Genomic DNA, 22346 nt, shown 5'->3' on the forward strand with positions numbered 1-22346 from the left:
GAGAGTAGGGAACTGCCAGGCATCAAACAGAACGGAAGGCCCAGTCGCAAGACTGGGCCTTTTGTTTTATCTGTGGTTTGCCGGTGCGCAGCACCGGCCCGAAGGGCGGCCCACAGGGACGTGGGCCGTAAACTGCCAGGCATTAAGGTGTTCAACCGGCTGCGTTGACCACCTGCGCTACCGCTTTGGTAAACTGCGCCATTCCCTGTTCGATATCCTCGGGGGCAATGACCAGTGAAGGTACGAAACGAATCACATTTGGTCCCGCCATCAATACCATTACGCCATGTTGCGCCGCTGCGGCCAGAAACTCGCCCGCCCGACCATGCCACTGCGGCTTAAGCTCTGCTCCCAGCAATAATCCCAAGCCGCGAATCTGCTCAAAGATACCGTACTGCTGGTTGATCTTTTCCAACGCCCCGACAAATAGATTATGACGCTCCGCTACGCCCGACAGTACCTGCGGCGTATTGATGGTATCCAGCGCCGCTTCCGCTACCGCACAGGCCAGCGGGTTGCCGCCATAGGTCGTGCCGTGTACGCCAACGGTCATTACCGAGGCGATCTCTTCCGTGGTGAGCATGGCGCTGATGGGAAAGCCCCCGCCCAAGGCTTTGGCGGTGGTGAGAATATCCGGCGTAATACCGTAATGCATGTAAGTAAACAGCTTACCGGTACGGCCCATCCCGGACTGGACTTCATCAAATACCAGCAGCGCCTGGTATTGATCGCACAGTTCACGTACGCCTTGCAGGAATTCCGGGGTGGCCGGCGTAATGCCGCCCTCTCCCTGAACGGGCTCCAATACCACTGCGCAGGTATGATCGTCCATCACCGCTTTGACCGCCGCCAGGTCATTAAAAGGAACGTGCACGATATCGGCGGGCTTCGGCCCGAAACCATCGGCATATTTAGCCTGACCGCCAACGGAAACGGTAAACAGCGTCCGTCCGTGAAAGGCGTTATAAAACGCAATGATTTTGGTTTTATACGGGCTGTGACGCTTAATCGCGTAGTGGCGCGCCAGCTTGAAAGCCGCTTCGTTTGCTTCGGCGCCGGAGTTGACAAAAAATACCCGATCGGCAAACGTCGCATTAATCAGCTTGCCGGCCAAGCGTAGTGCAGGCTCATTGGTGAAGATATTGCTGGTGTGCCACAGCTTTTCTCCCTGCTGTTGCAGCGCGGCTACCAGCGCCGGATGACAGTGGCCAAGCGCGGTAACGGCAATACCACCGGAGAAATCAATGTATTCTCGTCCTTGCTGATCCCACACCCGGCTTCCTTTACCTTTTACCGGTATAAACTGCGCTGGTGCATAAACCGGCAAAATAACTTTGTCGTGAGTTTCCCGCGTTACTGCTTTTTTATCCGTTGCCATCTGCTTATATGCTCCGATATCAACAATTTTGAGTGAAAATATAATCAATAAATATGCATAAAAAATCAATTTCAGGCAATGTTAAATCGCCCGGAAAGAAAAATTATTTCCTATCTGACTCTATTTTAAGAAAATTATCTAAAAGCTGGTGTCCCTGCTGGCTGAGAATACTTTCCGGATGAAACTGGACGCCTTCTAATGGCAGTGAACGGTGCCGAATCCCCATTATTTCATCATGCTTGCCGTCACGTTCACTCCAGGCGGTCACCTCGAAGCAGTCTGCCAGGGACGCGGGTTCAATCACCAGCGAGTGATAGCGTGTTACCGTCAGCGGCTGCGACAGCCCGGCAAAAACCCCCGTATTATTGTGTTGGATAACCGAGGTTTTGCCGTGCATTACCTGGCGAGCACGGATGATTCGCGCACCGAATGCCTGTCCCATCGCCTGATGACCAAGACACACGCCAAGGATGGGCAACCTGCCGGCAAAATGGCGGATGGCCGCCAGCGAAATACCCGCGTCATCCGGCGTACAGGGGCCGGGAGAGATCACTAGCCGCGACGGCGATAGCCGTTCGATATCATCCAGACTTAGCTCATCATTACGTTTGACCAGTACTTCAGCGCCCAGCTCGCAAAAATACTGATACAGATTGTAGGTAAAGGAGTCATAGTTATCGATCAGTAACAACATGTATCACCCAATATTGTAATTCTCACGTTCAACTTTATAGCGCTGGAGCGGATTTTATCATCGAACCGTGCCGAGGGTATCGGCCTATAAATCGGCGGGGCGGGTGGCAGGTATAGTTTAAGAACCGGCTGCGGACGCTAATGCAGCGTCTGCGCGCCAATAGAAGGGCAAAGCGAATGGAAACGGGGCGCCACCCGCCCGGGATCAGTGCACGATATGGCGCTGGTAATACTTTTCGAGCTTCACCTGTAACTGGCTTAGCACCGTGCTGAACATCAGATAAATCAACGCGGCCTCGATATAAAGAATCAGCGGTTCGTAGGTGACGGAAACAATACGCTGTGCGGATAAAAACATTTCCGGGACCGTAATGACGGCGGCAAGCGAGGTATCTTTGATTAAGGAAATAAAGGTGTTGGACAACGGAGGTAATGAAACGAACACCGACTGTGGAAATATTACCCAGCGAATTGCCTGAGCGCCGTTCATGCCCAGGGAGTATGCCGCGCTCCATTGGCCTCGCGGTACCGATAATATCGCCCCGCGGACGATTTCCGAGCTGTATGCGCCGACGCTGATGGTGAACCCGATTAACGCGGCGGGGAAAGCATCCAGGGTGATACCCGCGCTGGGAAGCCCGTAAAAGATGAGAAATAACTGAACCAGCAGCGGTGTCCCACGGATAACCCAGACATAAAAGTCGCCGATCCATTTCAATGGCTTCGGGCCATAGAGGCGGATCAGGGCGACAATCACCCCGACGGCCAGACCGAAAATAAAGGAAAGAATCGCCAGGGGGACGGTAAATTTTAATCCTGCGGACAGCAGACTCCAGAAAGAGTCTGCCATAAGCTGTAGCCAGGGCGGCATGAAAAATGACTCCGCTAACAGGGATATTATTGAGATACGTCCTGACCGAAGTAGCGCACGGCTATCGTTTTATAGGTGCCGTCGGCTTTGATTTCATCCAATGCCTTATTCAGCGCGTCCACCAGCTGCGGCTGGTTTTTGCGCACCAAAATAGCGGAAGGTTCGCCGGTAGGCGCGGTGGCAATAACTTTTACCTTCGCGTCTGGCTTCTGCTTTTTGAAATCAAGGTAAGACAGGTTATCGTTCAGCGTGGCGTCGGCCCGGCCGCTGAGCACCAGATCCAAAGACTGGTTGAATCCATCGGTAGGCACAAGCTCCGCGCCGTGGCTGGTGGCCAGCTTCGCGTAGTTGCTGGTCAGGCTCTGCGCCGATTTTTTGCCTTTCAGATCGCTGAAGTCTTTGATGGTGGCGTTATCGGCCTGGGTGATAAGCACCGCTTTCGAGTCGATATAAGGTTTGGAGAAGTCGTATTTGGCCTGACGCTCTTTAGTGATGCCGACCTGATTGATGACGACATCGTAGCGTTTGGCGTCCACGCCGGCGATTAGTCCGTCCCAGCGGCCTTCGATAAACTGCGCCTTGACGCCCAGTTTTTCGGCGACCGCGCGGCCAATATCCACATCAAACCCCACCAACTGGCCCGATTTATCGTGGTAGGTGTAGGGGGCGTAGGTGCCTTCCGTACCGATTTTAATCACCCCGGCGGACTTGATGGCCGCGAGGTCATCCTGCGCCTGTGCAAAGACGCTCGTTGCGAACAGTGCGCCAGTCAGTATAGCGAAATGTAATTTCTTCATTATGGTTCCTGTGGGTAATGGGCATCATATGGCTTATAACTTTTATTGATAATGAATCTACGCCAGAAGGTTTATTTTGATAAATTACATTGCGTGATGGGTTATATCAGAACTGAATATAGTAAATTTGCCCTTCAGGCGACGTCGGCGGCGCGCAGAGCATGCCGGTTGATCGCCGGGCCGGCATACGCTTATTCATCGTCATCCCCCACCACAATGACATTAATGTTCTTAGCCCTTAACGCTGTCAGGTAGTCCGGATTGATATCGCCGTCTGTAATCAGGATATCCACCGCGCTCAGCTCGCAGACCACATTGGGGCTTTTGCGGCCAAACTTGGACGAGTCCACCAGCAGGATAATCTGTTGCGCGGCGCGGCACATTGCCTGACTGACGGCGTGCAGTTCATTGTAGGTGGTGACGCCCGCATTCAGGTCGACGCCGTCGGCGCCGATAAACAGCTTGTCAAAACTGAAATGGGAAAAGGCGGTTTCCGCCAGACTGCCGTGAAACGAGGCCGAGGTTTTGCGATAGGTGCCGCCCGGCATCAGGATGGTTTGATCGTTATCCAGTTCAACCAGCTCATTAACAATGCTCAGGCTGTTGGTCATAACGGTAATATTGTTGAATTGCGTCAGCCACGGCACCATTTGCAGCACGGTGCTGCCCGCATCGAATATCAGCGAGTCGCCGTCATTAATCAGCGCCGCGGCCGCGTGGGCAATCTGTTTTTTCTTCTTGGTATTAATGTGTGTTTTGCGGTCGATGGGCTGATCGCCCTCTTCCCGGCTGGGCATCACGCCGCCGTAAGTACGGATAACCGCGCCTTCTTCTTCCAGCGCGGTTAAATCCTTACGGATTGTCGTGCCCGTGGTGCTGAAACGGCCGGCGAGCGTCTCCACGGACGTTTTGCCATGCGTGCGCAGATATTCCAGGATCGCCGCCTGACGTTGTTTAGGTTTCATTGCGATATCCATCCGATAGGTCATTTTAACGCTTTCCTTTACGGAACCTGGCGCAGGGAAATGCTGCCAAATGAAAGGAAATATCTTTTAAAATGAAAATATCATGATTTCGCTTCAATCGCCAACGAAAGCGCGACGCGGCAAGCCGGTTCTATGGGAAAGATCACATTTGGCGCCAGTTGCGTTCTCTTCAATCCTATCCATTCTGTCATTCGCTGCGGCCGGGCAAAGACCGTAAACCCACGCATGATAAAAGCGTCGCATACCCGTTCCTGCTCATCAAACGCCAGCGCCACGAGCACTCTGGCGTTAAACTTTTCGGCGGCGCGGCCTACGCCAACCGTGTTCCCCTGGCGGTACAACGCGTCAAACGCTTGATTGAAACGACGCAATTGCCGCCAGCCCAGCGCGATTTGTAACAGCCATGCGCATACCGCAAAGGTAATCAATAATGATGCCGGGCTCATCGTTCACCTCCCGTTTCCCGGCATCGCGCCGGGGATAGCGTATTCAGAACATGACCTGCCCGCCGGTAATATTGATCGACTGGCCGGTACAGTAAGAGGCTTTATCACTGGCATAGTACAGTAACGTGTTCAGCACATCCTGATAGTCGCAGCCCCGCTTAAGCGGCACTTTATCGATATAGTACTGCTCCACTTCTTCCGGTCGGATGCCCAGTTTCTCGGCATACTGCGGTAATAATGACTGGAACATCGGCGATTTCAGCAAATTGCCCAGCATGAGCGAGTGGACGGTAATACCGAACTCCGCCAGATCCAGCGCCAGCGACTGAGTCAGCCCAACCCCGCCGAACTTGGCCGCGCTATAGCCGGAATTGTGCTTACTGCCGACTTTTCCTGATTTGGAGTTAATCTGAATAATGCGCCCGGCGATGCCGTCGCGGATCATCAGCTTGGCAAACTCGCGGGCGCACAGGAAATATCCCACCAGATTCACCTGTAAAGACAAATCAAAATCGTTGAGCCGGAACTGCGTAATGGGGGCCGCCTTGGCCATCCCTGCGCTATAGACCAAAAGATTGACCTGACCGAATCGGGCGTCAACCGCCTGCGCCAACCGTTCAACCTGTACTTCATCCGTGGCGTCAGCGCCAAAGCCGCAGGCGCATTCGGCGCCGTAGCGAGCATTGATCGTTTCCGCTACCTGCATGGCGTGTTGAGCATTCAAATCAACCACCGCAACCTGATAACCCGCTTCCGCCAGGCCTTCACACAGGAACGCACCGAGGGTCTGTCCGCCGCCGATGACTACCGCAACCTGTTTCATATGCATCTCCCCACCTGATATTTAAGAAAAAATCGTTAATTTACCGCCGACTTGGATATCTGTCGGCGGCTTACCTGCAACGTGCAGCGAGCCGGGAAACTCTGCTTCGGCGGCGCCGTCAAAGCGGATGGTGATATGACCCAGTTCACGCAGATTCTGCGTCGCCACCGAGCCTACCGCGGTAATCGGATAGGCCCTGTCCGATAGCATCAGCGTGTCCCCTGCGCGTAGTTCGCCGTGCAGATCGCCATGCTGGTGGATAAAGCAGAATGATTCGATGTCTTCGGGGGCCCCTTCACGAAAGGTGATCATCATGTCTTCAGTCAATGCCTCCGCCGCGTTGTCGCCAATACGGGTAAATATGGTTTGAAAAACCGTGTTCATACCGACTCCCACAGCGGTTATTGGTAGATAAAACCGGATACTACCCAGGCCAGCAGCACGGTCGGCGCGCCGGTAAGAAAGCGGCCCACCAGTACGGAAGGCACCCCGACGCGCACGGTGTCCTGTTTCGCTTCCGCCAGCGACAGGCCGACAGGGATGAAGTCACAGGAGGCCTGAGCGTTAATCGCGAACAGAGCGGGGAGCGCCAGAGCGGGAGGAATATTTCCCAGGCCGATCTGTACGCCGACCAGCACGCCAATCACCTGGGCAATCACCGCGCCCGGCCCCAGAAACGGAGAAAGCAGGGGGAATGAACAAATCAACGCCAGCGTGACCAAGCCGATCGGACTATTTGCCAGCGGCGTCAGGCTGTGCGCAATCATATCGCCCAGCCCCGAGGCCATAATGATGCCGATCAGCGCCGCGACGAACGCCATAAACGGCAGAATAGTCTTCAATACCGTATCAATGGTTTCCCGACCGGCCTGGAAGAACACTGCCACTACCGAGCCCATGCCCATACCGACCTTGGCCAGCAGTCCGTCGCTCTGTTCGGTGATTTTTTTGCTGCTGTCGTAATCCCGGGCAAGGCCGGCGGATGCGGTGCCGCCGGCGGTTTTTTCCGGCGCGGAAGGGTTGGCCGCGGGCGTTGCCGACGCGGTTTCCACCCGTTGTATGTTTTTTTCCCGCACGCCGGATACGTAAATATCTTCCACAATAAACTGCGCCAGCGGGCCGGACCGGCCGGTCGAATGGATGTTGACCGTCGGGATGCGGCGTTTGGGATAAATCCCGCAGCGCAGCGTGCCGCCGCAGTCAATCACCGCTATGCCGATCTCTTCAGCCGGCGGCTCGCCGTCTTTAAAGCCATCCACGGCCGGCCAGCCGGTTAGTTCGCTCAGGCGATCGACAATTGCCGGACGCGTCCCCGCGGTGATATAGACAATTTTTTTGCCCGGCACCGCGTCGATCAGCAGCGGGCCGCCCCAGCCGCTTTCGCCTTTTTCAATACGAATCACGTTGCTCATGATGGTTTCCCCCGTTAAAGCTGAACCTGACGGTCAAGCTGGATGCGCATTTTGCGTTCAAATAACGTGGTGGTCAGGTCCGTGACCCAGCCGCGGAAAAAGTTGCTCACCATTCCCACCAGCAGGTAGCTAACCGCCAGCGGGCCCAGCGGCAGGCCGAGCGTCGTCAGGCCGCTGGCGATCCCGAGGTAGACGAACAGCTCCCCAGGATTGATATGCGGGAACAGGCCATTCATGGAGTGACAGCTATAAGACGCGGCGGCGTAGTAGCTCGGCTTGTACTTCTCCGGCATAAAGCGGCCCAGACTTAACGTCATGGGATTGCAAAAGACGAATGTGCCGATAACCGGCAACAGCAGATAGCGGGAGAGCGGGTTCCCCGCGCAGCGTTGGGCCAGACGTTCGATGCGTTCCTGACCGACGAACACAATCAGCGCATTCATAATAACGAGCAGGCTAATCAGCAAAGGAAGTATGCCGGTCACCATGCCGACAAAAACTTCCCCTCCTTTCTGAAACAGGCCGATGAACCACTCAGCCCCATGGGTGATGACGTCTATCATATAGCGCTCCTGTTTCCTCTGGTTGATGCCGCAAGACACTAAACCGCGTGTTGTTTTGTTTACGTGCTATCAAAATATATCCAAATATGTTTTTTAAATTTTAAATTGATCACATTTTGAAAGTTATTTCGTTTATTATGAAATATAAATAGGAAATGATTGTTGAACGCATTCTGTGGAGGAAGAGAGCAATGAAGATTTATCTCGATACGGCGGATATCACCGCCATTGAACGACTGGCGCGTATCTTACCGCTGGCCGGCATCACGACGAACCCGAGCATTGTCGCCGCAGCGGGTAAGCCATTGCATGAACTGTTGCCGGCGTTGCGTCAGGTCCTGGAGGGAAAAGGGGAACTCTTTGCTCAGGTGATCGCCCACCGGGCAGAGGATATGGTTAAAGAGGCTTTGCAGATACGGCAATACGTTGACGATTTGATTATCAAAGTTCCCGCTACCGCAGAGGGGCTGGCGGCGATGAAAATCTTACGCCGCGAGGGTATTCCGGTGCTGGGGACCGCCATCTACGGTGCGGCGCAGGGGCTGTTCGCCGCCCTGGCGGGCGCCAGATACGTGGCGCCTTATGTCAATCGGCTCGATGCGCAAGGCGGCGACGGGGTTCAGACGGTGCGCGATTTACAGAAGCTGCTGACGTTGCATGCTCCGCACGCGGGCGTACTGGCGGCAAGTTTCAAAAGCCCGCGTCAGGCGCTGGAATGCATGCTGGCGGGATGTCAGGCGATCACGCTGCCGGTTGATGTGGCGGAACAGTTTATCAGTACACCGGCGGTGCAGGCGGCGATAGAAAAATTTGATACTGACTGGCAGGGGGCTTTTGGCGGTATGGAGCAGCAGTACCTAGAGTAATCTGCTAAAAAACTTTCAAGATAAAAGGTGGTGACGTTTTGGTGGCGAGGGATTGATTAGCCGTTTTATGCGTCAATCGCTGTAAAGGAAATCGACCTTAGTCACGGAGGGGCGTTATTTCGCCACCTTTCTGTTTGTAAACTCCATCATAGGTGAGAAAAACAATCTCTCCTTCACTGGTATTATGTACCGCGAATACGGCATTTTTATCAATGCAGTTTTTCTTCGTCTGCATATCATTAAAACAAAGGCGGTCGTACTTGCCTTCTTCTTTGTAACCGTCGTCAAAATCCCAGAAGGTAATACTGAAGGCGCCATAAGGAGCAGGATTGGGAATGTGGTATTTTTTCTTCAGCATGTCCGCATTCTTTAACCACCAGTTTATTTTCCCTTTGTCCGTTAATGGAAAATTCTGGACGATGACATCGCTGGTGCTGGAATACTGGTGAACGGCAATTATTTTCACCGTCCTGGACAATAACCATATACCAGTCACAATAGCTAAAATGCAAAGCAAGACTACTGTTTTTTTCAGTACAATGTTCATACTAATCCACCGACCTCCACCGTAGCTTCCATTTCGGTAATAAATGGCCTGTAAGCAAACTGGCTGTATCGTTGTAGGACAAACCATAATCGAAAGAACCGCCACTGGCGAAATTTCCATTTACTAATGTCTTCTTCGTCCAGTCCGAAATGGTCCTGTGTCTTATAATGAATCACCGCCCGCCAGGCGTTACCGCTTATGGTTAAAGAATTAATTGTGATATGGGTGGCCCATGTATCATGGACGGTAATCCCCATTCCGTTAAAATTGTCCTCGCTCTGGTCAAATTTTGGTAATTTGCCGCCTCGAATAAATATCGTGATTTGTTCTGCTTTCTCAGTCGGATATATCTGATTTATCTTGTCAATATTTGCTTCGATTGCCAGTTTTATTCGCAACAAAGAACTTCCGTTCGATGTATCTTCAGTAATCTGTTTTTTCAGCGCCTGATTAAGCAATGGGCTGCGGAAGATCTTTCCGTTTCCATTTTGCATATGGTCAATCATCTCGATGATAAGGTTGCGATAAGGCCCATACAAAGAGAAAGGGAAAGTCGACAGAGCACGAAACTCATTAAACATGATACGTGCACACTCTTCTCGAGTGATTTTTTAACGGCCATGTATGGTGAAACGAAAGTTATTGGCTGCGGCAGTTTCGTCAAAGCATAAGGATTGGCTTGAGTAGAAACATCGGTGAGGCCGAAGAATGTTTTTAGCTGATATTCACTCATATCTCCGCAACGCATGTCCGCTGCTTGATAATCATCCATTTGTTTCTGGGTTCTGTAGACGATATGAGGAAAGTGCTAAGCACCTGCCGTTGGTGTCTGGTTAGCCATTTTTAAAGTCCTTTTAAAATCAAACTCCAGGATGAATTTTAGCATGACCTAGAGACTACAGTCTGCCCAGTTCCGCCTACAATTTTTCGTTTGCCGTTGTTCTCATTGGTCGATCGAACACTGTAATAGCGTAAAAAACAAAAAGCGCCCGCCGTTTCCGACAAGCGCCTTTCAAATCAACCAGATATGCTGGTTAATCAGTTCATGCCGTACATTTATACTTCCTGTCTTCATGCTTCCTTGTGTTTTATTATTATCATTAATAATCAATAAGTTAAAAATTATATTCACTGTATATTGTTCCAGTGCTTTTTACTGTTTATGCTGTTATGTAGCGATTTATGTATAAACATTTGTATAAACACTTTGGGGCATTATGGCGGGTGAACTCAACAAATTGAGCGACAAGCGGCTACGGAACCTATTGGGCGCACCCAGCCAGAAGATTGAGTTCTATGCTGATGGTGCCGGGTTGAGCGCTAAGGTTTCAAAAGCGGGTGGCATTAGTTGGGTGTTTACCTATCGTCTGGTTGGTGAAAAGTTGTATCGTGTGACGCTGGGGCGTTACCCAGATATGAGCCTCAAAGAAGCCAGACAAGCGCGTGATAAGTGCCGTAATTGGCTTGCTGCTGGCAAAGACCCCCGCTATCAGCTTGTACTGACCGCACAGGAAACTTTAAAGCCTGTAACGGTGAAAGAAGCGCTTGAGTATTGGATTAAACAGTACGCCGAAGATAACCGCGCCAACGTGAGGCGGCATGAAGCGCAACTGAAGAAGCATATTTATCCCTACATCGGAAAAATGGCGCTGGCCGACTGCGAAACACGATATTGGCTACAGTGCTTTGATCGCATAAAAAAGGAAACGCCGGTAGCGGCTGGTTACGTTTTCCAGATGTGTAAGCAAGCCCTTAAATTTTGTCGTGTTCGCCGTTATGCGGTGAGCAATGCTTTAGACGACCTCACAATCCCCGATGTTGGCAAAAAGCAGCGCAAAAAGGATCGCGTATTGAGCGATGTTGAAGCCGGTGATTTATGGGCGGCTATTATCGCTGGGGATAGCTTTATGCCTTATTACACGCATCTACTAAAAATCATTATGGTTTTTGGTTGTCGTTCTCAAGAAGCGCGTTTATCAACGTGGCAGGAATGGGATCGTGATGCCTGGATTTGGACGGTTCCCAAAGAACACAGTAAAGGCGGTGAAAAGATTGTGCGGCCAGTGCCAGAAACGTTACGGCCATTCATCGAACAGTTATACCAGGATAATGGCAAGTCTGGCTTTCTACTTGGCACAGCGAAGAATGTTGAAGCTGTCAGCCAGTGGGGGCGAGGCGTTTATAAAAAGCTGGGGCATTCTGAGGCGTGGACACTGCACGATTTACGCCGGACGCTTTCAACGGGGATGAATAATATGGGTATTGCTCCGCATGTTGTCGAACAGCTATTGGGGCATTCAATGCCGGGAGTTATGGCGATTTACAACCGTAGTCTATACCTGCCGGAAAAGCTGGATGCGTTGAACAAGTGGGTGGATCGGCTGGATGTATTGGCTGGTGGATATAAAAATATAATTTTATTAAACAGGAATGCTTAAAATGTCTAGTTTTATAAAACTTGGGATATTCGAACGAGAAGCTAAAACACCAGAGATAAACGTTAAGCAGTTAGCTCTGTTACTATGTGGTGAAGATCCTGATACTAAGACAACAGAAATACCTGTTGATAAGAAATCTGCATATGACATTTATTATCGACATATTTCAAAGTGGTTGTCAGCATCTGGGCTATTTAGAGGAGGGAACCAGGCACCTCAGCAAGCTGACTATATGTTTGCTTTAGCATATCCTATGATTGATGAAGAAATTACTCCGGAGCCAATTAAAATTAGATGTTTAAAAGCAGTGGCTTATGTTGCCTCAAGAAATAATGGTAAAGAACACTTGTTTCAGATGGGGGGTGAAGATCTTTATTTAAAAGGCATCGAGTTGAGTCGCAATCAGAGGGGACTACACAGAAAAGATGATGAAAGAGATAACACGGATAAACTAATTGGTCTACTAGTGAAATTATTAGCAAAAAAACTTGGTAATTCATATGGAACAATAGAAGAGCCCACGATATCTAAAATTTATAGTGAATTAAAAATCTTGGCAGACGAAAAAAATATATCTATGGCTGGCATATCTAAATCCACCGTCTATAAAAAAATATCCTCTTCATTGCAAATATTAAAAATAAGCGACGAATAATATTAAACTTGTTTAAAAATGTTATTCTGGCTCGCTTTTAAGTGCCTTTTATTATTCTACTGTATTTTCTAATTTATGGACGGCATAAGATGGTTTATAACGCCGTTTCATGCTGTTTCACCTTGTTGCATTCGGTTCAACTCTGCATTGTAAGTGTTTTGAATTGCCTGTGTTTGTTCATAATCCGCAATATACGTAAATAACGGAAAATAGACAATAAAAACAACTGGTTATTTACCATGAAATGTGTCTATTTTGTTGATTTTAAAGGATAACACAACGGTCTTTTTTCTCATTGGAATTTAAATGTTTCACTGGAATCTATCCATCTTTCAAAAGATTCCAGACTCACTGGAATGCTGTGTTTATATCCATTAACCTTCACTCACAAACACTAGAACAGTGGAGGAAGCATGTTAAAGGCCCGTTTTACCCCGCCAACCCCAGCACAACGTCGCAACCTTCTTGAAGAATATGGTTTTAAGTTTGACCGCCGTATTCGTGAAGATGAATGTGGCGAAATCACAAGCCTTTCCCGTTCCAGCCGCTGGAAGATGGAGCAAGAGGGGCGTTTCCCGCCTCGTTGTCATTTTGGTCGTAATAGTTGTGCGTGGCTCCTGAGTGATGTTCTCTGGTGGGTTCGTAATCCACCATCTGTAGAGAATGTTAATAACCCATATTGCCGTAAACCGGCTTAACAGAGTCAATACGCAATTACTCGCAAAATCGCCTGATCAACGAAAAGAAATTAATTTGCGGGAGTTTGCACACATTTAATTGCAGTATCCAAAACGCTGTCGCGGCGGCTCTGAATAACAACTTTTTGGAGCGATAGAAATGACTCAGAAAAAAATTACAGCCTTTACTGGCTGCGACCAGACTCAGCCCAAAACCAGTCAGAAGGATATTTCCAGCATCATTCCATTTGAAAAAGGCGTTATCGGTGGCCGGGGTATGCCGACTGTCAATGCGCGTAATCTCCATAACTTTCTAGAGAATGGTGAGCTTTTTGCCACTTGGATTAAAAAGCGTATCGAGCAGTACGGTTTTGTGGAGGGAACCGACTACGAGACTTTTTTGGAAAACGCCAAAAAAGGCAGGCCACGAGAGGAATACCGGATCAGCTCTGACATGGCTAAAGAGCTGGCAATGGTCGAGCGCAATGATAAAGGAAAGCAGGCTCGCCAATACTTCATCGACTGTGAAGAACGCCTGCGCCGTGTAGCGCCAGAAGAACACCAGGCCGCATTGCTGGTATGGCGTAAAAATCGTGTTGCCGCCTGTGAAGACCATAAGAGCATGGCCGATGCGATGAAGGGCTATATCGAGCGCACCAGAGACAACCAGCACGGCTTCGCCTACAGCAACGAATGCTCATTCCTCAATAGCCTTGTTCTGGGCTTACACCCTCGAGCCTGGGCAAAACAGAAGGATATTCCAGTTAAGCAGGTGCGCGATCACATGAACGCCGATCAGCTGGCGCTACTGGCTTATCTGGAAAGCCGGGATTGCACGTTGTTGGATTTGGATACGCCGACGATTACCCGCAAGGCCAAATTAACGGAACTGGCTCAGCGATGGCTGGCTAAACGCCTGCTGGGGGTATCTGATGCTGAATAAAACAAAAGCGGCCATGCCGGGCCGCTCATGTCACTGCACAAAACTAAAGCATATCCAGAATAACACGCTGATCGATCAGGTCAACCGGTGCGATTTTGTTCGCATCGCTAAATCTTTTAACCAGCTCAAAATTGAGCCCGCTGATTTCATTCAGCTTTTTTGGTCGATGCCGCGGGACTGTAATTCCTTACGGATGATTCGTTTTATCCAAGCAGAAACGGATGCATCTCCATCTTGCGCCATAGCCTGCTTAATTCCTTCTTCCAGAGCTGGTTCCACGCGCAAGGCAATTTGTTTATTGCCTTTACCTTTTATCTCTATGGTTGACATTTGGTTGACACCTGATTATGTTTGTTTGGTAGTCAAGTGTATGACAAGTGCATACCAAAAAACAACGCCTCGGAGTGCGGGAACACTTCCGAGGCGTCTAACCACCACGTTAATCGAGGTAACGCTATGGCTGATATCCAGTCTACCCAAACTCGCCCCGAATTTCAGTATCGCTTTCTGGCGCTGGGCATTTCTTCTCAAAGTATCGTTCATATCACTGCCGCTACCGAACGTGAAGCGCGGGAACAATCTCCTGATGGTCACGTTATGGTTTTCGCTGGTCGCCTGCCTGTTCAGGAGGTGCGCCATGTTTGATAACACGCCGTTAGAACTGGAAGAGGTTATCGATCAGTGCCGTGCGCTGGCCTACGCCATTGTGGAACTGAGCAATCCAGAAGCAAAAGAAATCCTGATGTTTGTCCTGTGGGAACGGCTTGATCGCCTGCACCGCACCCATCTGGAGCTGGACAGCGGGGAAGTGGCGGAGGTGTCGCATGGTTAACCCAATCGCTCCGCACGTTGTCAGCGGGAAATTACTTTCCCCTGAAAAAACGCCGATAGAGGCGCTTACTGCTTTACGCACCTACTTTGATGAACTGGCTAAACACCAGGAATTCATCGCAATGGCATGGGGTAAACATTACGACACCTGTATTGATAGTGAATGGATACGAGACCCTATCAACGCCAGAATGCGCAGCGCTATGTGTCAGGTCACCGTAATGGTAACGCTGGTGGAAGATGAGCTACAGGCTATTGAACGCCAGATCAACACGGAGAAACCCACCTCAAGGGAGGTGCGCCATGTTTAAGGTACAGACTACACAAATCAATCCGCGTACCGGCAAGGTAACGCATTACACATTACAGGGTGGATTTGAAACCCGCGAATATGCGGAGCGTTCTGCTGAACGTATTAACCGTGATTTTTCTCAGGATGGGGTAACTGCTAAGGCGGTGGAAGTTAAGACGCAAGTAAACAACCTTGACGCTTACTATGAAGATCAGCGGCGTGTTAACGCCCTGATTGGCTCAACTGATGCGCCAGTACCGGTTATCCCGGAAAACATATCGCGCAACCGTCTGTTACGTGCTCAGGCCGGTTTACGTCACTTATTGCTGGAAGTTATTCCCCAAATCACTGATGAACAGCAGCGCCGCGAGGTTCATTTGTGGATTGATGGTATCTATGCCATTACGTGCTTTGAAGAACTGGATGCGGGGGTGCGCAATGCGTCAGCCTCAACCCAATGATCGTTACCAGAACAAGAACGGGCAACGTGTCACTGTCAAGTCTACTGCCTTTAACCGCATTTCCTTCATTCGTGAGGGCTATTCATCGGAGTGTGTTTATCCCGATAGCCGTTTTCTTGCTGAATTTATCTTTATGGAAGGAGGTCACGCATGATCAGCAAAGTTATGTTTAACGCGCTGATAAAGCGTGTTGAGGCATTAGAGCTTGCCCTTGCGGCCATGCAGAAAAAAGACGTCATTCCAGAAGGGATGGCACCTTTGACGATGCTGGCGGCTGAAATGGGGTTTTCTGCCAACAAGGCGGAAGAACTAGCGCGGAACTGTGGTGTGATAACCATGCGTCAGAAAACAGGCGTGATCGTCCATGAAGCTAAATTTCGGGAAGCGGCTCTGATAGTCGTTCGTGGAGCTAAACGGAAGTACGGAAGCAAATATTGGTTTCACCCGCTGATAGGCAAATTCACCATGAGCGGGAGGCCGCAGCTATGACGGTAGAAACAAAAACGCAGGAGGCTATGTCTGATGCGCTGTTTTCCTGCCTTTACCGCTGGGTGAATGGTCACCCCATTGAACGGGATGATGCTATGCGCGCCATGAGGCGACACCAGGATGCCGCCACTCGTTACAGCTTGCTGGCAAAGGAGCTTCACCGGCTAGTGGACAGCGGCCAGACCACTTATGAATGGCTATGTGACCAGGGGCTGATTTCAACCGATGCAGGGAAGCAACGGGAAAAACGTATGGCGTTGGTAGCCGGGATCATTGGGGCCAAAGATTTAAAAGCCCAGCTTTGTGACAGTAAGCGAATTAACCGGGTGTTTCCTGTTGCTCCTGCGTCAGTGAAGTCAGTAGATACCCGCTTTCCCAAAGGGTTTAGACTTGAGTCGGATGCTTTGTGGTTCGACAAGGAAATACAGAAAGGTAACGGTGAAACTGAAACCCGTCCGGTGCGGGTATGCTCTCCTTTGCGGGTGACGGCTATTTCCAGTGATGCGTCAGGAGGTAGCTTTGGCCGTCTGCTGGAATGGGAGACAACCAACGGCACACGGCGGCAATGGGCCATGCCGATGGAAATGTTGAGCGGTAGTGGTGATGAGATGCGCCGGGTGCTGCTGTCCAATGGTTTAACCTATATCGGCACCGGACAGGCACAACGTGCATTACTACTGGACTATATCGCACTGGCTAAACCGCAACGCGCTGTCACCTGCGTAGATCGCACCGGGTGGCATGGCCATACCTACGTATTGCCGGATGAAGTTATAGGGCGGGATAGTGAGGCGGTTATCCTGCAAACCTCTACCTACCAGACGCAGGACTTTAAACAAGCGGGAACCTTGGACGACTGGAAGCAGTATATCGGGGCATTTTGCGTGGGTAATTCCCGCTTAATGTTTGCAGTCAGTTGTGCGCTGGCGGCTCCTCTGTTGCGCTTGATAGGAATGGATGGCGGCGGTTATCACCTTAAGGGGGAATCGACAGACGGAAAAACTACGGTGATGAAGGTAGCGGCATCGATATGCGGTGGCCCGGATTATTGGCATACCTGGCGTGCAACCGGGAACGCACTGGAGGGAACGGCCAGCAGACGAAATGATGCATTGTTGCCTCTGGATGAATTACGTGAAGTTGATGGGCGCGAGGCGGGCCAGATTGCCTATATGCTGGCAAACGGACAGGGAAAAGGCAGAGCACGTACTGATGGCGAATTAAGGGCACGTAAGCAATGGCGGCTATTGTTTTTCTCTACAGGGGAGTTATCGCTGGCAGAACACGCCGAACGTGCCGGGGAACGAACCTATGCCGGGATGGAAGTGCGTATGGTGCAAATATCCAGTGATACCGGGAAATATGGTGCCTTTGAAGAACTGCACGGTATAGGAGATGGCAAGGCGTTTGCTGATTATCTTTGTGAACAGGTTGGGCGATATCACGGTATGCCGTTCCGGGCATGGATAAGTACGCTGGCGCTCGATCTGGATAAGCAGGTGGACGAAGCAAAGCGACTGTTAAAGGCTTATACCACAGAGCTGATGCCTGTAGATGCAGGTAATCAGGTGGGGCGTGTCGTATCCCGTTTTGCGCTGGTGGCTGTGGCAGGGGAAATGGCTTCCGATGCGGGTATTACCGGCTGGAAAACAGGAGAAGCGATAAAGGCGGTGAGGGTCTGTCTTGATGCGTGGATGCGTGAACGGGGCCATGTGGGCAATCAGGAAGATGTTGGCGTGATGGAACAGATACGGCGTTTCTTCACGGCCAACCAGTACGCCCGCTTTGCTGACTGGAATAATGATAATCATCGTCCGGCTAATATGGTGGGTTATCGCAGGACAGAGAAAGACCCGAACACCGGAGAAGAAGCCACAATGTTTTATGTCATGCCCGCAGGCTGGAAGGAAATCTGTAAGGGATTCGACCAGGTGAAAGCGGCACGGCTATGCGCAGAGGCGGGATGTCTTGTTATGGGGGGGAATAACAAATTCCAGTCTGTTACCCGTTTGCCCGATATTGGGCCGCAACGCGTATATAAATTTACCGCTTCTGTATTTAACTAACCATTAACAAGTCTTTTCGCGTGTATCTTATTTATAGGGGTAACAAGGTGTAACAGGTGTAACGGTCAGGAGTGGCGCGGTTTCTGGCTGTTACACCTCATGTGTTTTAGGTGTAGCAAGGTGTAACAAAAGCGGTGGCTTTATTGGCAGCGTTACACCTGTTACACCATGAAAAAACGAAGGTGTTACACGGTAAACCCGCATGTGGCACGGCTGTAACACCTGTTACACCCGTTACACCTCAAAAATAATAGAGGGGCCTATTGTATGGGGACTGTAGCTATATTCGTGCCAATGAGCTTAGCGGGACCGTGTCGTTTACTCTGAAAGGTCTGAGTCTATGTTTGGGTATGATTTTAGAGTGGTGAAAATCAATTGTTTGAATTTTAAGGATAAATATTAATTAGCAAGCGAAGATAACCTAACCTATACCAGTTTATTTACTTACGGCTTTTTTTTACTTTGATAAACGTATAAAACAGTACGTAGCCCATTACTTAAGGAGTCGCCATGTTAAGCAAGCGTGAAGCCTTACTGAATTTACTTGTTACCGCCCTAAACGAGGCCATACGGCAGAACAAAATTGATTTGAACGGCGTTTCTCCAGATGATCATGACCAAAAGTACGGGCACTTTTTTTGTGAAATTGGGGGCAAGCCGACAGTGATTAATTGGTCTGACATTGGATGTGATGAGCTACGGTTTTCAGTCTGGTGGGATTATTACCATGAGAAGCATCCCCAACAAAAAGATGAGAGTTTCCGGTCAGGTAGACCATTAGCGAAAACATCAAAAGTAAAATCCTTTGTTGGGACACATGCCAGTTGTTGGATAGAAAGAAAAACGGGAAAATATATTATGGGTGAGCATGGTGATCGAATTTTTGATATCTATGTTAGGCAATCTAACTTAGGTGCTCTTATGAAGTTACCGAAGGTAAAACCGTTGGGGTATAAGGACTCTGGTAAGTTTATTTTTTAGTTTCGGTTTTTAAGTGTATTTTATTTTTTGTCAATATTATCACCTGTCATGAATAGCTTTATGCGATGATTGACGCTTTGCTAAAATTTAGGAAAAGATACTAACATACATAGTATTTGTTAAAAATAATGAAAGGGAATTATAATGGAAGAAGTAAGAAAAGAAGAGTATTTAAGAGTTTTTTATCATGAGTTAGGGCATTGGACTATAGCCAAATGGGTTGGTTTTCGTCCGAGAAATATTACTATTTCTTCTAAATATCTCTCTAACTGGATGTCTGAAGGTTCTTGTATCACAGTTTTATATACTAAGTGTTCAACTGTTCAAGATGTTTCAAAGTACTTGATTGCCAGGCAATTAGTATTGCTTGCTGGTGCTACTTTTGAATCGAGGTGCCGCGTTTTAAGCATCAATGAAGCGTTGAGTTTGTTATGTCGAGGAACATCTAATGATGATTATAAAAAATTCATGGAGCTTGCTACTCTATCTCTCAATTTAATGCTAGGAGAGCAAGGTAGGAGTATTTCCTCTTTGGCTGAAGAGTTAAATAAAGAAGAGGATAAATTTCATAGTGCTATTATTGAATTAAGAAAGCAGTTGTTAGACTTTATATGCCATGCTTTGCATGGTTCTGTTTTTTCGGGATTTATAAATAATGCTGTGGATTTATTTATGCAGCGTTTAAAGGAATGTGGTAATTCTGGGGAGGTTACTGTTTTTGAGCAAGAGTTAAATTGTATTTATGATTCTGAAAATATTGAGATCTGCGACTTAAATAGTATTGTCCCTTTTGATAGAACGATTTTAAGGAAATTAGTGCATTCTTCATCGCAATAAGAGCCAGTATCTATTCGATTTTACAATTAAAGATGTGGCGTTAAAATGTAAAATTTGGCTGTTTAATAAATCAGTACGAAATAGCCTCAAAGATGCAAAAAGATTAAACGGCCTCAACTCTTCCCCGCGCTGGCTTCACGTCTTAACTACAAACGTTACGGAAACCACGGCATGAAAAAAGTTGCTTGAACTCGCCAGAAGAAAACAGACCTCATCACCCAGATGCGTGCTCTGCTGACTAAAGCGGAACGCTAACGTTAAGAAGCGGCCCCGCCTTAGAAGTCAATCACGGCCAACGTGGCCGCATCCGTACGCGCTGAGGCTGATCTAAGCAGTAGCATAACCCCCACTGATTTAGCGCCTCACGGCTACGGTTCATCACATTCATTACGACAAATATATTTAATCATAACGATTAAAAATATTGATCATAAATCAACCTTGTCGGATACTGTATGTGTATCCAGCGACAGGAGGGGTTATGGCTGTTATCAAGAAGAAACCGATTCTGGTAGATCAGGTCATCATTGACGGTTTGACCCGATTGAAAGAAAAAGAGGCTGCGCGTTCCGTTGTGGGCGCAGCGCCAAGTATTCAGGAACTGGCCCGCAAGGTGTTGCGCCGTGGGCTAGCTGATTACATTCAGTGAGGCGAGGCAACCATGATCGTTATCACTCCTAAAGCAGCGACCAAACCGCTCGTTGATCGTTTTGGCCGCCGCTATATCGAAATTCAGAAGCCAAACGGCGGCATTGAATGGAAAGCGCCTCCGATGACGACTGAGGACGCGGAGGTTATCCGCGAAACCGGCCTTAATGCCGCACACCGGCAAATTGTTATCATTCAGGCTATCCAATCGACCAGCGATAAAGCCCGCACCGCTGAACTGGCCCCCATCCTTAAAGCATGGCAACGGTACATCGCCGACATGGCCGCTGTGAACCCTCAGCACCCAGCGTCCATTGTCTGGCCGGAGCAACCGGAGGATGTGACCTGATGACTGTTTTCTCTATCCGTTCCCTTTTGGGCATTTCCTCCGGCCGGTCGGCGAAGCGCCGAGCCGTCGATACTCAATCCACCGATCCGAGGGACAACATGAAAAAAATCAGCTTTTCGCATCTGACCAGCAAGGCCAGAGGCCAAGAGGACCAGCAGGCGCAACAAGCCCAGCAGGATAAGCATGATGATGACCTGCCCAAAGTGGCGAAGCCGTCCCAGCACAGCCGCTTCCACAATGTAGCGGTGTCCGAAGAGGCAAAGAACAGCCCCGTGCTGGCGGTCCGGTTGCTCAGGGCGACGAAATTAAAATCTAGCGAGATTAAGGCCCGTCTCCGGGAAGAACCGGAAGCGCTGTCTGCCTTCACCATGAAGTTTATGGAGGAGAACAATCCGGGGTGGGAGTTTCTGGACGATAGCGAAAAGGCATTTTCGGCCGAACAATTTGCGCTCACCCGCAATGATAAAAACGGCTACCTGACATCCAGAGATCGCGCCTTGAAAGTGCTCAAGAGCATGGAAGAACCGATGACGGATGATGAAAGGGATGCTCTGATTGCGCGTACCCAGCAGATGATGAACGCTTCCGATCCGAACACGCCGGACAACGTAGCAGCTCGTCAGAAAGCCGCAGATGAGTATCACGAACAGATGGCAAAGGCCATTGTTCACCGCAACAACCAGATCCGCGCTACAGGGATGGCTCTGCCCGGTGACCGCAAACGTGCGGATGGTAAACCTGTTGGGCCGGATGATGAAGTCCAACGGGTAGCGGCGATGCTTAAAGCTGGCAACCCCGTTGATGGCTTCTATGCGGGTGGGGTGCAAGCATGATGAACTTTCGCCACCTGAACGCGACAGCGAGCCATGCGGCGGCCGGTAGATACACCGGCATAGCACGCGGGCTGTATTTGTCTGGTGGCGCTGATAATGCCGAAGAGGCAGGCGATGACGCTCATTCCGATGCCCACCGTATCGCGGTCAGTGATGAGGCCCGGAATAATCCGGTGCTGGCCCTGAAGCTGATAAAGAAAAAAACGTCGAGCGATGAAGCTATTAAAACGTTGGCGTCCAGTCCCCGGCATATCAGCGAGTTCACGAACCGGAAAATGGCCGCTGTTTGTCCTGGCTGGGAGCTGCTGGATGAAGAAGGCATGAACATGGCGGCCTTCCTGCACAGTATGTCGCATAGCGACGGTAACGGTTATCTGGCTGGGATAAGGGCGGCGCAAAAAGCGCTGGAAAAGTACGTGGAGCCGATGACGGCGGAAGATTTTAACCTGATGGTGGAGCATTGA

Annotated in this window: 30 protein-coding genes and 1 pseudogene; 18 read left to right on the forward strand and 13 right to left on the reverse strand. The window is 49.7% G+C overall.

Going from position 1 to position 22346, the window contains the following annotated elements; all coding sequences use genetic code 11:
- Nucleotides 1-151: 151 nt before the first annotated feature.
- The 10 genes from argD to srlA form a co-directional block, all read right to left on the reverse strand.
- A complete protein-coding gene (gene argD / locus DDT56_RS15930) occupies nucleotides 152-1378 on the reverse strand; it encodes a bifunctional acetylornithine/succinyldiaminopimelate transaminase (RefSeq protein ID WP_136167426.1) in 1227 nt (408 codons plus the stop codon).
- Nucleotides 1379-1481: 103 nt separating this feature from the next.
- Nucleotides 1482-2072, reverse strand: coding sequence for an aminodeoxychorismate synthase component II (locus tag DDT56_RS15935; RefSeq protein ID WP_136167427.1), 591 nt, complete (start codon nucleotides 2070-2072; stop codon nucleotides 1482-1484).
- Nucleotides 2073-2276: 204 nt separating this feature from the next.
- Nucleotides 2277-2942, reverse strand: coding sequence for an amino acid ABC transporter permease (locus tag DDT56_RS15940; protein ID WP_136167428.1), 666 nt, complete (start codon nucleotides 2940-2942; stop codon nucleotides 2277-2279).
- A 26-nt stretch (nucleotides 2943-2968) separates the two neighbouring features.
- Nucleotides 2969-3739, reverse strand: coding sequence for an amino acid ABC transporter substrate-binding protein (locus DDT56_RS15945; RefSeq protein WP_136167429.1), 771 nt, complete (start codon nucleotides 3737-3739; stop codon nucleotides 2969-2971).
- Nucleotides 3740-3930: 191 nt separating this feature from the next.
- On the reverse strand, nucleotides 3931-4704 hold the full coding sequence (gene srlR / locus DDT56_RS15950) for a glucitol operon DNA-binding transcriptional repressor SrlR (protein ID WP_136167430.1): 774 nt from the start codon (nucleotides 4702-4704) through the stop codon (nucleotides 3931-3933).
- Between the two features lie 101 nt (nucleotides 4705-4805).
- The gene (gene gutM, locus DDT56_RS15955) at nucleotides 4806-5171 is read right to left on the reverse strand and encodes a transcriptional regulator GutM (protein ID WP_136167431.1); all 366 of its coding nucleotides are present in this window, start codon (nucleotides 5169-5171) and stop codon (nucleotides 4806-4808) included.
- Nucleotides 5172-5214: 43 nt separating this feature from the next.
- Nucleotides 5215-5994 carry a sorbitol-6-phosphate dehydrogenase gene (srlD, locus tag DDT56_RS15960; RefSeq protein ID WP_136167432.1) on the reverse strand — a complete coding sequence of 260 codons (780 nt, stop codon included), beginning with the start codon at nucleotides 5992-5994 and terminating at the stop codon, nucleotides 5215-5217.
- A gap of 21 nt (nucleotides 5995-6015) precedes the next feature.
- Nucleotides 6016-6378, reverse strand: coding sequence for a PTS glucitol/sorbitol transporter subunit IIA (srlB, locus tag DDT56_RS15965; RefSeq protein ID WP_009114788.1), 363 nt, complete (start codon nucleotides 6376-6378; stop codon nucleotides 6016-6018).
- A 17-nt stretch (nucleotides 6379-6395) separates the two neighbouring features.
- Complete coding sequence (srlE, locus tag DDT56_RS15970) at nucleotides 6396-7406, reverse strand: PTS glucitol/sorbitol transporter subunit IIB (protein WP_136167433.1); 1011 nt, start codon at nucleotides 7404-7406, stop codon at nucleotides 6396-6398.
- 14 nt (nucleotides 7407-7420) lie between these two features.
- Complete coding sequence (gene srlA / locus DDT56_RS15975) at nucleotides 7421-7969, reverse strand: PTS glucitol/sorbitol transporter subunit IIC (RefSeq protein ID WP_136167434.1); 549 nt, start codon at nucleotides 7967-7969, stop codon at nucleotides 7421-7423.
- Nucleotides 7970-8160: 191 nt separating this feature from the next.
- Between srlA and fsa the strand changes: the two genes are divergently transcribed.
- Nucleotides 8161-8835 (forward strand): fructose-6-phosphate aldolase, encoded by a 675-nt coding sequence (gene fsa, locus DDT56_RS15980; protein ID WP_136167435.1) that lies wholly within the window; start codon nucleotides 8161-8163, stop codon nucleotides 8833-8835.
- 97 nt (nucleotides 8836-8932) lie between these two features.
- On the opposite strand, the gene DDT56_RS15985 is transcribed toward fsa, so the two are convergent.
- Nucleotides 8933-9382, reverse strand: a complete 450-nt coding sequence (locus DDT56_RS15985) for a DUF943 family protein (RefSeq protein ID WP_136167436.1) — start codon at nucleotides 9380-9382, stop codon at nucleotides 8933-8935.
- Nucleotides 9379-10154: pseudogene (locus DDT56_RS15990) on the reverse strand (DUF3289 family protein). The gene DDT56_RS15985 and the pseudogene DDT56_RS15990 overlap by 4 nt, the downstream one beginning before the upstream one ends.
- 445 nt (nucleotides 10155-10599) lie before the next feature.
- Here DDT56_RS15990 and DDT56_RS16000 point away from each other — a divergent pair.
- The 4 genes from DDT56_RS16000 to DDT56_RS16015 all read left to right on the forward strand — a co-directional run bounded on the left by DDT56_RS16000 (nucleotide 10600) and on the right by DDT56_RS16015 (nucleotide 14095).
- Nucleotides 10600-11820 carry a tyrosine-type recombinase/integrase gene (locus DDT56_RS16000; RefSeq protein ID WP_136167439.1) on the forward strand — a complete coding sequence of 407 codons (1221 nt, stop codon included), beginning with the start codon at nucleotides 10600-10602 and terminating at the stop codon, nucleotides 11818-11820.
- A 1-nt stretch (nucleotide 11821) separates the two neighbouring features.
- Nucleotides 11822-12475: a hypothetical protein gene (locus tag DDT56_RS16005; RefSeq protein WP_136167440.1), complete on the forward strand. Its 654-nt coding sequence runs from the start codon at nucleotides 11822-11824 to the stop codon at nucleotides 12473-12475.
- 413 nt (nucleotides 12476-12888) lie between these two features.
- On the forward strand, nucleotides 12889-13173 hold the full coding sequence (locus DDT56_RS16010) for a helix-turn-helix transcriptional regulator (RefSeq protein ID WP_136167441.1): 285 nt from the start codon (nucleotides 12889-12891) through the stop codon (nucleotides 13171-13173).
- A 139-nt stretch (nucleotides 13174-13312) separates the two neighbouring features.
- Nucleotides 13313-14095: an antA/AntB antirepressor family protein gene (locus tag DDT56_RS16015; RefSeq protein WP_136167442.1), complete on the forward strand. Its 783-nt coding sequence runs from the start codon at nucleotides 13313-13315 to the stop codon at nucleotides 14093-14095.
- A gap of 150 nt (nucleotides 14096-14245) precedes the next feature.
- Here DDT56_RS16015 and DDT56_RS16020 read toward each other — a convergent pair whose 3' ends face one another.
- On the reverse strand, nucleotides 14246-14425 hold the full coding sequence (locus tag DDT56_RS16020; RefSeq protein ID WP_136167443.1) for a hypothetical protein: 180 nt from the start codon (nucleotides 14423-14425) through the stop codon (nucleotides 14246-14248).
- A gap of 126 nt (nucleotides 14426-14551) precedes the next feature.
- On the opposite strand from DDT56_RS16020, the gene DDT56_RS16025 reads away from it, so the two are divergent.
- From DDT56_RS16025 to DDT56_RS16080, 13 genes are all read left to right on the forward strand, one after another.
- A complete protein-coding gene (locus DDT56_RS16025; protein ID WP_136167444.1) occupies nucleotides 14552-14740 on the forward strand; it encodes a host cell division inhibitor Icd-like protein in 189 nt (62 codons plus the stop codon).
- Nucleotides 14733-14927: a hypothetical protein gene (locus tag DDT56_RS16030; RefSeq protein WP_136167445.1), complete on the forward strand. Its 195-nt coding sequence runs from the start codon at nucleotides 14733-14735 to the stop codon at nucleotides 14925-14927. Before DDT56_RS16025 ends, DDT56_RS16030 begins: the two co-directional genes overlap by 8 nt.
- The gene (locus tag DDT56_RS16035) at nucleotides 14920-15237 is read left to right on the forward strand and encodes a hypothetical protein (protein WP_136167446.1); all 318 of its coding nucleotides are present in this window, start codon (nucleotides 14920-14922) and stop codon (nucleotides 15235-15237) included. Before DDT56_RS16030 ends, DDT56_RS16035 begins: the two co-directional genes overlap by 8 nt.
- Nucleotides 15230-15679, forward strand: a complete 450-nt coding sequence (locus DDT56_RS16040) for a hypothetical protein (RefSeq protein ID WP_136167447.1) — start codon at nucleotides 15230-15232, stop codon at nucleotides 15677-15679. The genes DDT56_RS16035 and DDT56_RS16040 overlap by 8 nt, the downstream gene beginning before the upstream one ends.
- Nucleotides 15657-15833, forward strand: coding sequence for a DUF4222 domain-containing protein (locus tag DDT56_RS16045; protein ID WP_136167448.1), 177 nt, complete (start codon nucleotides 15657-15659; stop codon nucleotides 15831-15833). The genes DDT56_RS16040 and DDT56_RS16045 overlap by 23 nt, the downstream gene beginning before the upstream one ends.
- Complete coding sequence (locus DDT56_RS16050; RefSeq protein WP_136167449.1) at nucleotides 15830-16168, forward strand: hypothetical protein; 339 nt, start codon at nucleotides 15830-15832, stop codon at nucleotides 16166-16168. The genes DDT56_RS16045 and DDT56_RS16050 overlap by 4 nt, the downstream gene beginning before the upstream one ends.
- Nucleotides 16165-18234, forward strand: a complete 2070-nt coding sequence (locus tag DDT56_RS16055) for a DUF927 domain-containing protein (RefSeq protein WP_136167450.1) — start codon at nucleotides 16165-16167, stop codon at nucleotides 18232-18234. The genes DDT56_RS16050 and DDT56_RS16055 overlap by 4 nt, the downstream gene beginning before the upstream one ends.
- A gap of 510 nt (nucleotides 18235-18744) precedes the next feature.
- Entirely contained in the window at nucleotides 18745-19215 is a 471-nt protein-coding gene (locus DDT56_RS16060; protein WP_136167451.1) for a hypothetical protein, read from the forward strand.
- 144 nt (nucleotides 19216-19359) lie between these two features.
- Nucleotides 19360-20052: a hypothetical protein gene (locus DDT56_RS16065; protein ID WP_136167452.1), complete on the forward strand. Its 693-nt coding sequence runs from the start codon at nucleotides 19360-19362 to the stop codon at nucleotides 20050-20052.
- Nucleotides 20053-20533: 481 nt separating this feature from the next.
- A complete protein-coding gene (locus DDT56_RS24415) occupies nucleotides 20534-20701 on the forward strand; it encodes a hypothetical protein (protein WP_168197642.1) in 168 nt (55 codons plus the stop codon).
- Between the two features lie 12 nt (nucleotides 20702-20713).
- On the forward strand, nucleotides 20714-21049 hold the full coding sequence (locus DDT56_RS16070; RefSeq protein ID WP_136167453.1) for a tail fiber assembly protein: 336 nt from the start codon (nucleotides 20714-20716) through the stop codon (nucleotides 21047-21049).
- Nucleotides 21049-21882: a hypothetical protein gene (locus DDT56_RS16075; RefSeq protein WP_136167454.1), complete on the forward strand. Its 834-nt coding sequence runs from the start codon at nucleotides 21049-21051 to the stop codon at nucleotides 21880-21882. The genes DDT56_RS16070 and DDT56_RS16075 overlap by 1 nt, the downstream gene beginning before the upstream one ends.
- Nucleotides 21879-22346, forward strand: a complete 468-nt coding sequence (locus tag DDT56_RS16080; protein ID WP_136167455.1) for a hypothetical protein — start codon at nucleotides 21879-21881, stop codon at nucleotides 22344-22346. Before DDT56_RS16075 ends, DDT56_RS16080 begins: the two co-directional genes overlap by 4 nt.

Source organism: Brenneria corticis (assembly GCF_003115855.1).
GTDB classification, from domain to species: Bacteria; Pseudomonadota; Gammaproteobacteria; order Enterobacterales; family Enterobacteriaceae; genus Brenneria; species Brenneria corticis.

Coding starts and splice junctions, on each gene's coding strand:
- argD (WP_136167426.1), bottom strand. CDS start 1,378: ATGGCAACGGATAAAAAAGCAGTAACGCGGGAAACTCACGACAAAGTT.
- DDT56_RS15935 (WP_136167427.1), bottom strand. CDS start 2,072: ATGTTGTTACTGATCGATAACTATGACTCCTTTACCTACAATCTGTAT.
- DDT56_RS15940 (WP_136167428.1), bottom strand. CDS start 2,942: ATGCCGCCCTGGCTACAGCTTATGGCAGACTCTTTCTGGAGTCTGCTG.
- DDT56_RS15945 (WP_136167429.1), bottom strand. CDS start 3,739: ATGAAGAAATTACATTTCGCTATACTGACTGGCGCACTGTTCGCAACG.
- srlR (WP_136167430.1), bottom strand. CDS start 4,704: ATGAAACCTAAACAACGTCAGGCGGCGATCCTGGAATATCTGCGCACG.
- gutM (WP_136167431.1), bottom strand. CDS start 5,171: ATGAGCCCGGCATCATTATTGATTACCTTTGCGGTATGCGCATGGCTG.
- srlD (WP_136167432.1), bottom strand. CDS start 5,994: ATGAAACAGGTTGCGGTAGTCATCGGCGGCGGACAGACCCTCGGTGCG.
- srlB (WP_009114788.1), bottom strand. CDS start 6,378: ATGAACACGGTTTTTCAAACCATATTTACCCGTATTGGCGACAACGCG.
- srlE (WP_136167433.1), bottom strand. CDS start 7,406: ATGAGCAACGTGATTCGTATTGAAAAAGGCGAAAGCGGCTGGGGCGGC.
- srlA (WP_136167434.1), bottom strand. CDS start 7,969: ATGATAGACGTCATCACCCATGGGGCTGAGTGGTTCATCGGCCTGTTT.
- fsa (WP_136167435.1), top strand. CDS start 8,161: ATGAAGATTTATCTCGATACGGCGGATATCACCGCCATTGAACGACTG.
- DDT56_RS15985 (WP_136167436.1), bottom strand. CDS start 9,382: ATGAACATTGTACTGAAAAAAACAGTAGTCTTGCTTTGCATTTTAGCT.
- DDT56_RS16000 (WP_136167439.1), top strand. CDS start 10,600: ATGGCGGGTGAACTCAACAAATTGAGCGACAAGCGGCTACGGAACCTA.
- DDT56_RS16005 (WP_136167440.1), top strand. CDS start 11,822: ATGTCTAGTTTTATAAAACTTGGGATATTCGAACGAGAAGCTAAAACA.
- DDT56_RS16010 (WP_136167441.1), top strand. CDS start 12,889: ATGTTAAAGGCCCGTTTTACCCCGCCAACCCCAGCACAACGTCGCAAC.
- DDT56_RS16015 (WP_136167442.1), top strand. CDS start 13,313: ATGACTCAGAAAAAAATTACAGCCTTTACTGGCTGCGACCAGACTCAG.
- DDT56_RS16020 (WP_136167443.1), bottom strand. CDS start 14,425: ATGTCAACCATAGAGATAAAAGGTAAAGGCAATAAACAAATTGCCTTG.
- DDT56_RS16025 (WP_136167444.1), top strand. CDS start 14,552: ATGGCTGATATCCAGTCTACCCAAACTCGCCCCGAATTTCAGTATCGC.
- DDT56_RS16030 (WP_136167445.1), top strand. CDS start 14,733: ATGTTTGATAACACGCCGTTAGAACTGGAAGAGGTTATCGATCAGTGC.
- DDT56_RS16035 (WP_136167446.1), top strand. CDS start 14,920: ATGGTTAACCCAATCGCTCCGCACGTTGTCAGCGGGAAATTACTTTCC.
- DDT56_RS16040 (WP_136167447.1), top strand. CDS start 15,230: ATGTTTAAGGTACAGACTACACAAATCAATCCGCGTACCGGCAAGGTA.
- DDT56_RS16045 (WP_136167448.1), top strand. CDS start 15,657: ATGCGTCAGCCTCAACCCAATGATCGTTACCAGAACAAGAACGGGCAA.
- DDT56_RS16050 (WP_136167449.1), top strand. CDS start 15,830: ATGATCAGCAAAGTTATGTTTAACGCGCTGATAAAGCGTGTTGAGGCA.
- DDT56_RS16055 (WP_136167450.1), top strand. CDS start 16,165: ATGACGGTAGAAACAAAAACGCAGGAGGCTATGTCTGATGCGCTGTTT.
- DDT56_RS16060 (WP_136167451.1), top strand. CDS start 18,745: ATGTTAAGCAAGCGTGAAGCCTTACTGAATTTACTTGTTACCGCCCTA.
- DDT56_RS16065 (WP_136167452.1), top strand. CDS start 19,360: ATGGAAGAAGTAAGAAAAGAAGAGTATTTAAGAGTTTTTTATCATGAG.
- DDT56_RS24415 (WP_168197642.1), top strand. CDS start 20,534: ATGGCTGTTATCAAGAAGAAACCGATTCTGGTAGATCAGGTCATCATT.
- DDT56_RS16070 (WP_136167453.1), top strand. CDS start 20,714: ATGATCGTTATCACTCCTAAAGCAGCGACCAAACCGCTCGTTGATCGT.
- DDT56_RS16075 (WP_136167454.1), top strand. CDS start 21,049: ATGACTGTTTTCTCTATCCGTTCCCTTTTGGGCATTTCCTCCGGCCGG.
- DDT56_RS16080 (WP_136167455.1), top strand. CDS start 21,879: ATGATGAACTTTCGCCACCTGAACGCGACAGCGAGCCATGCGGCGGCC.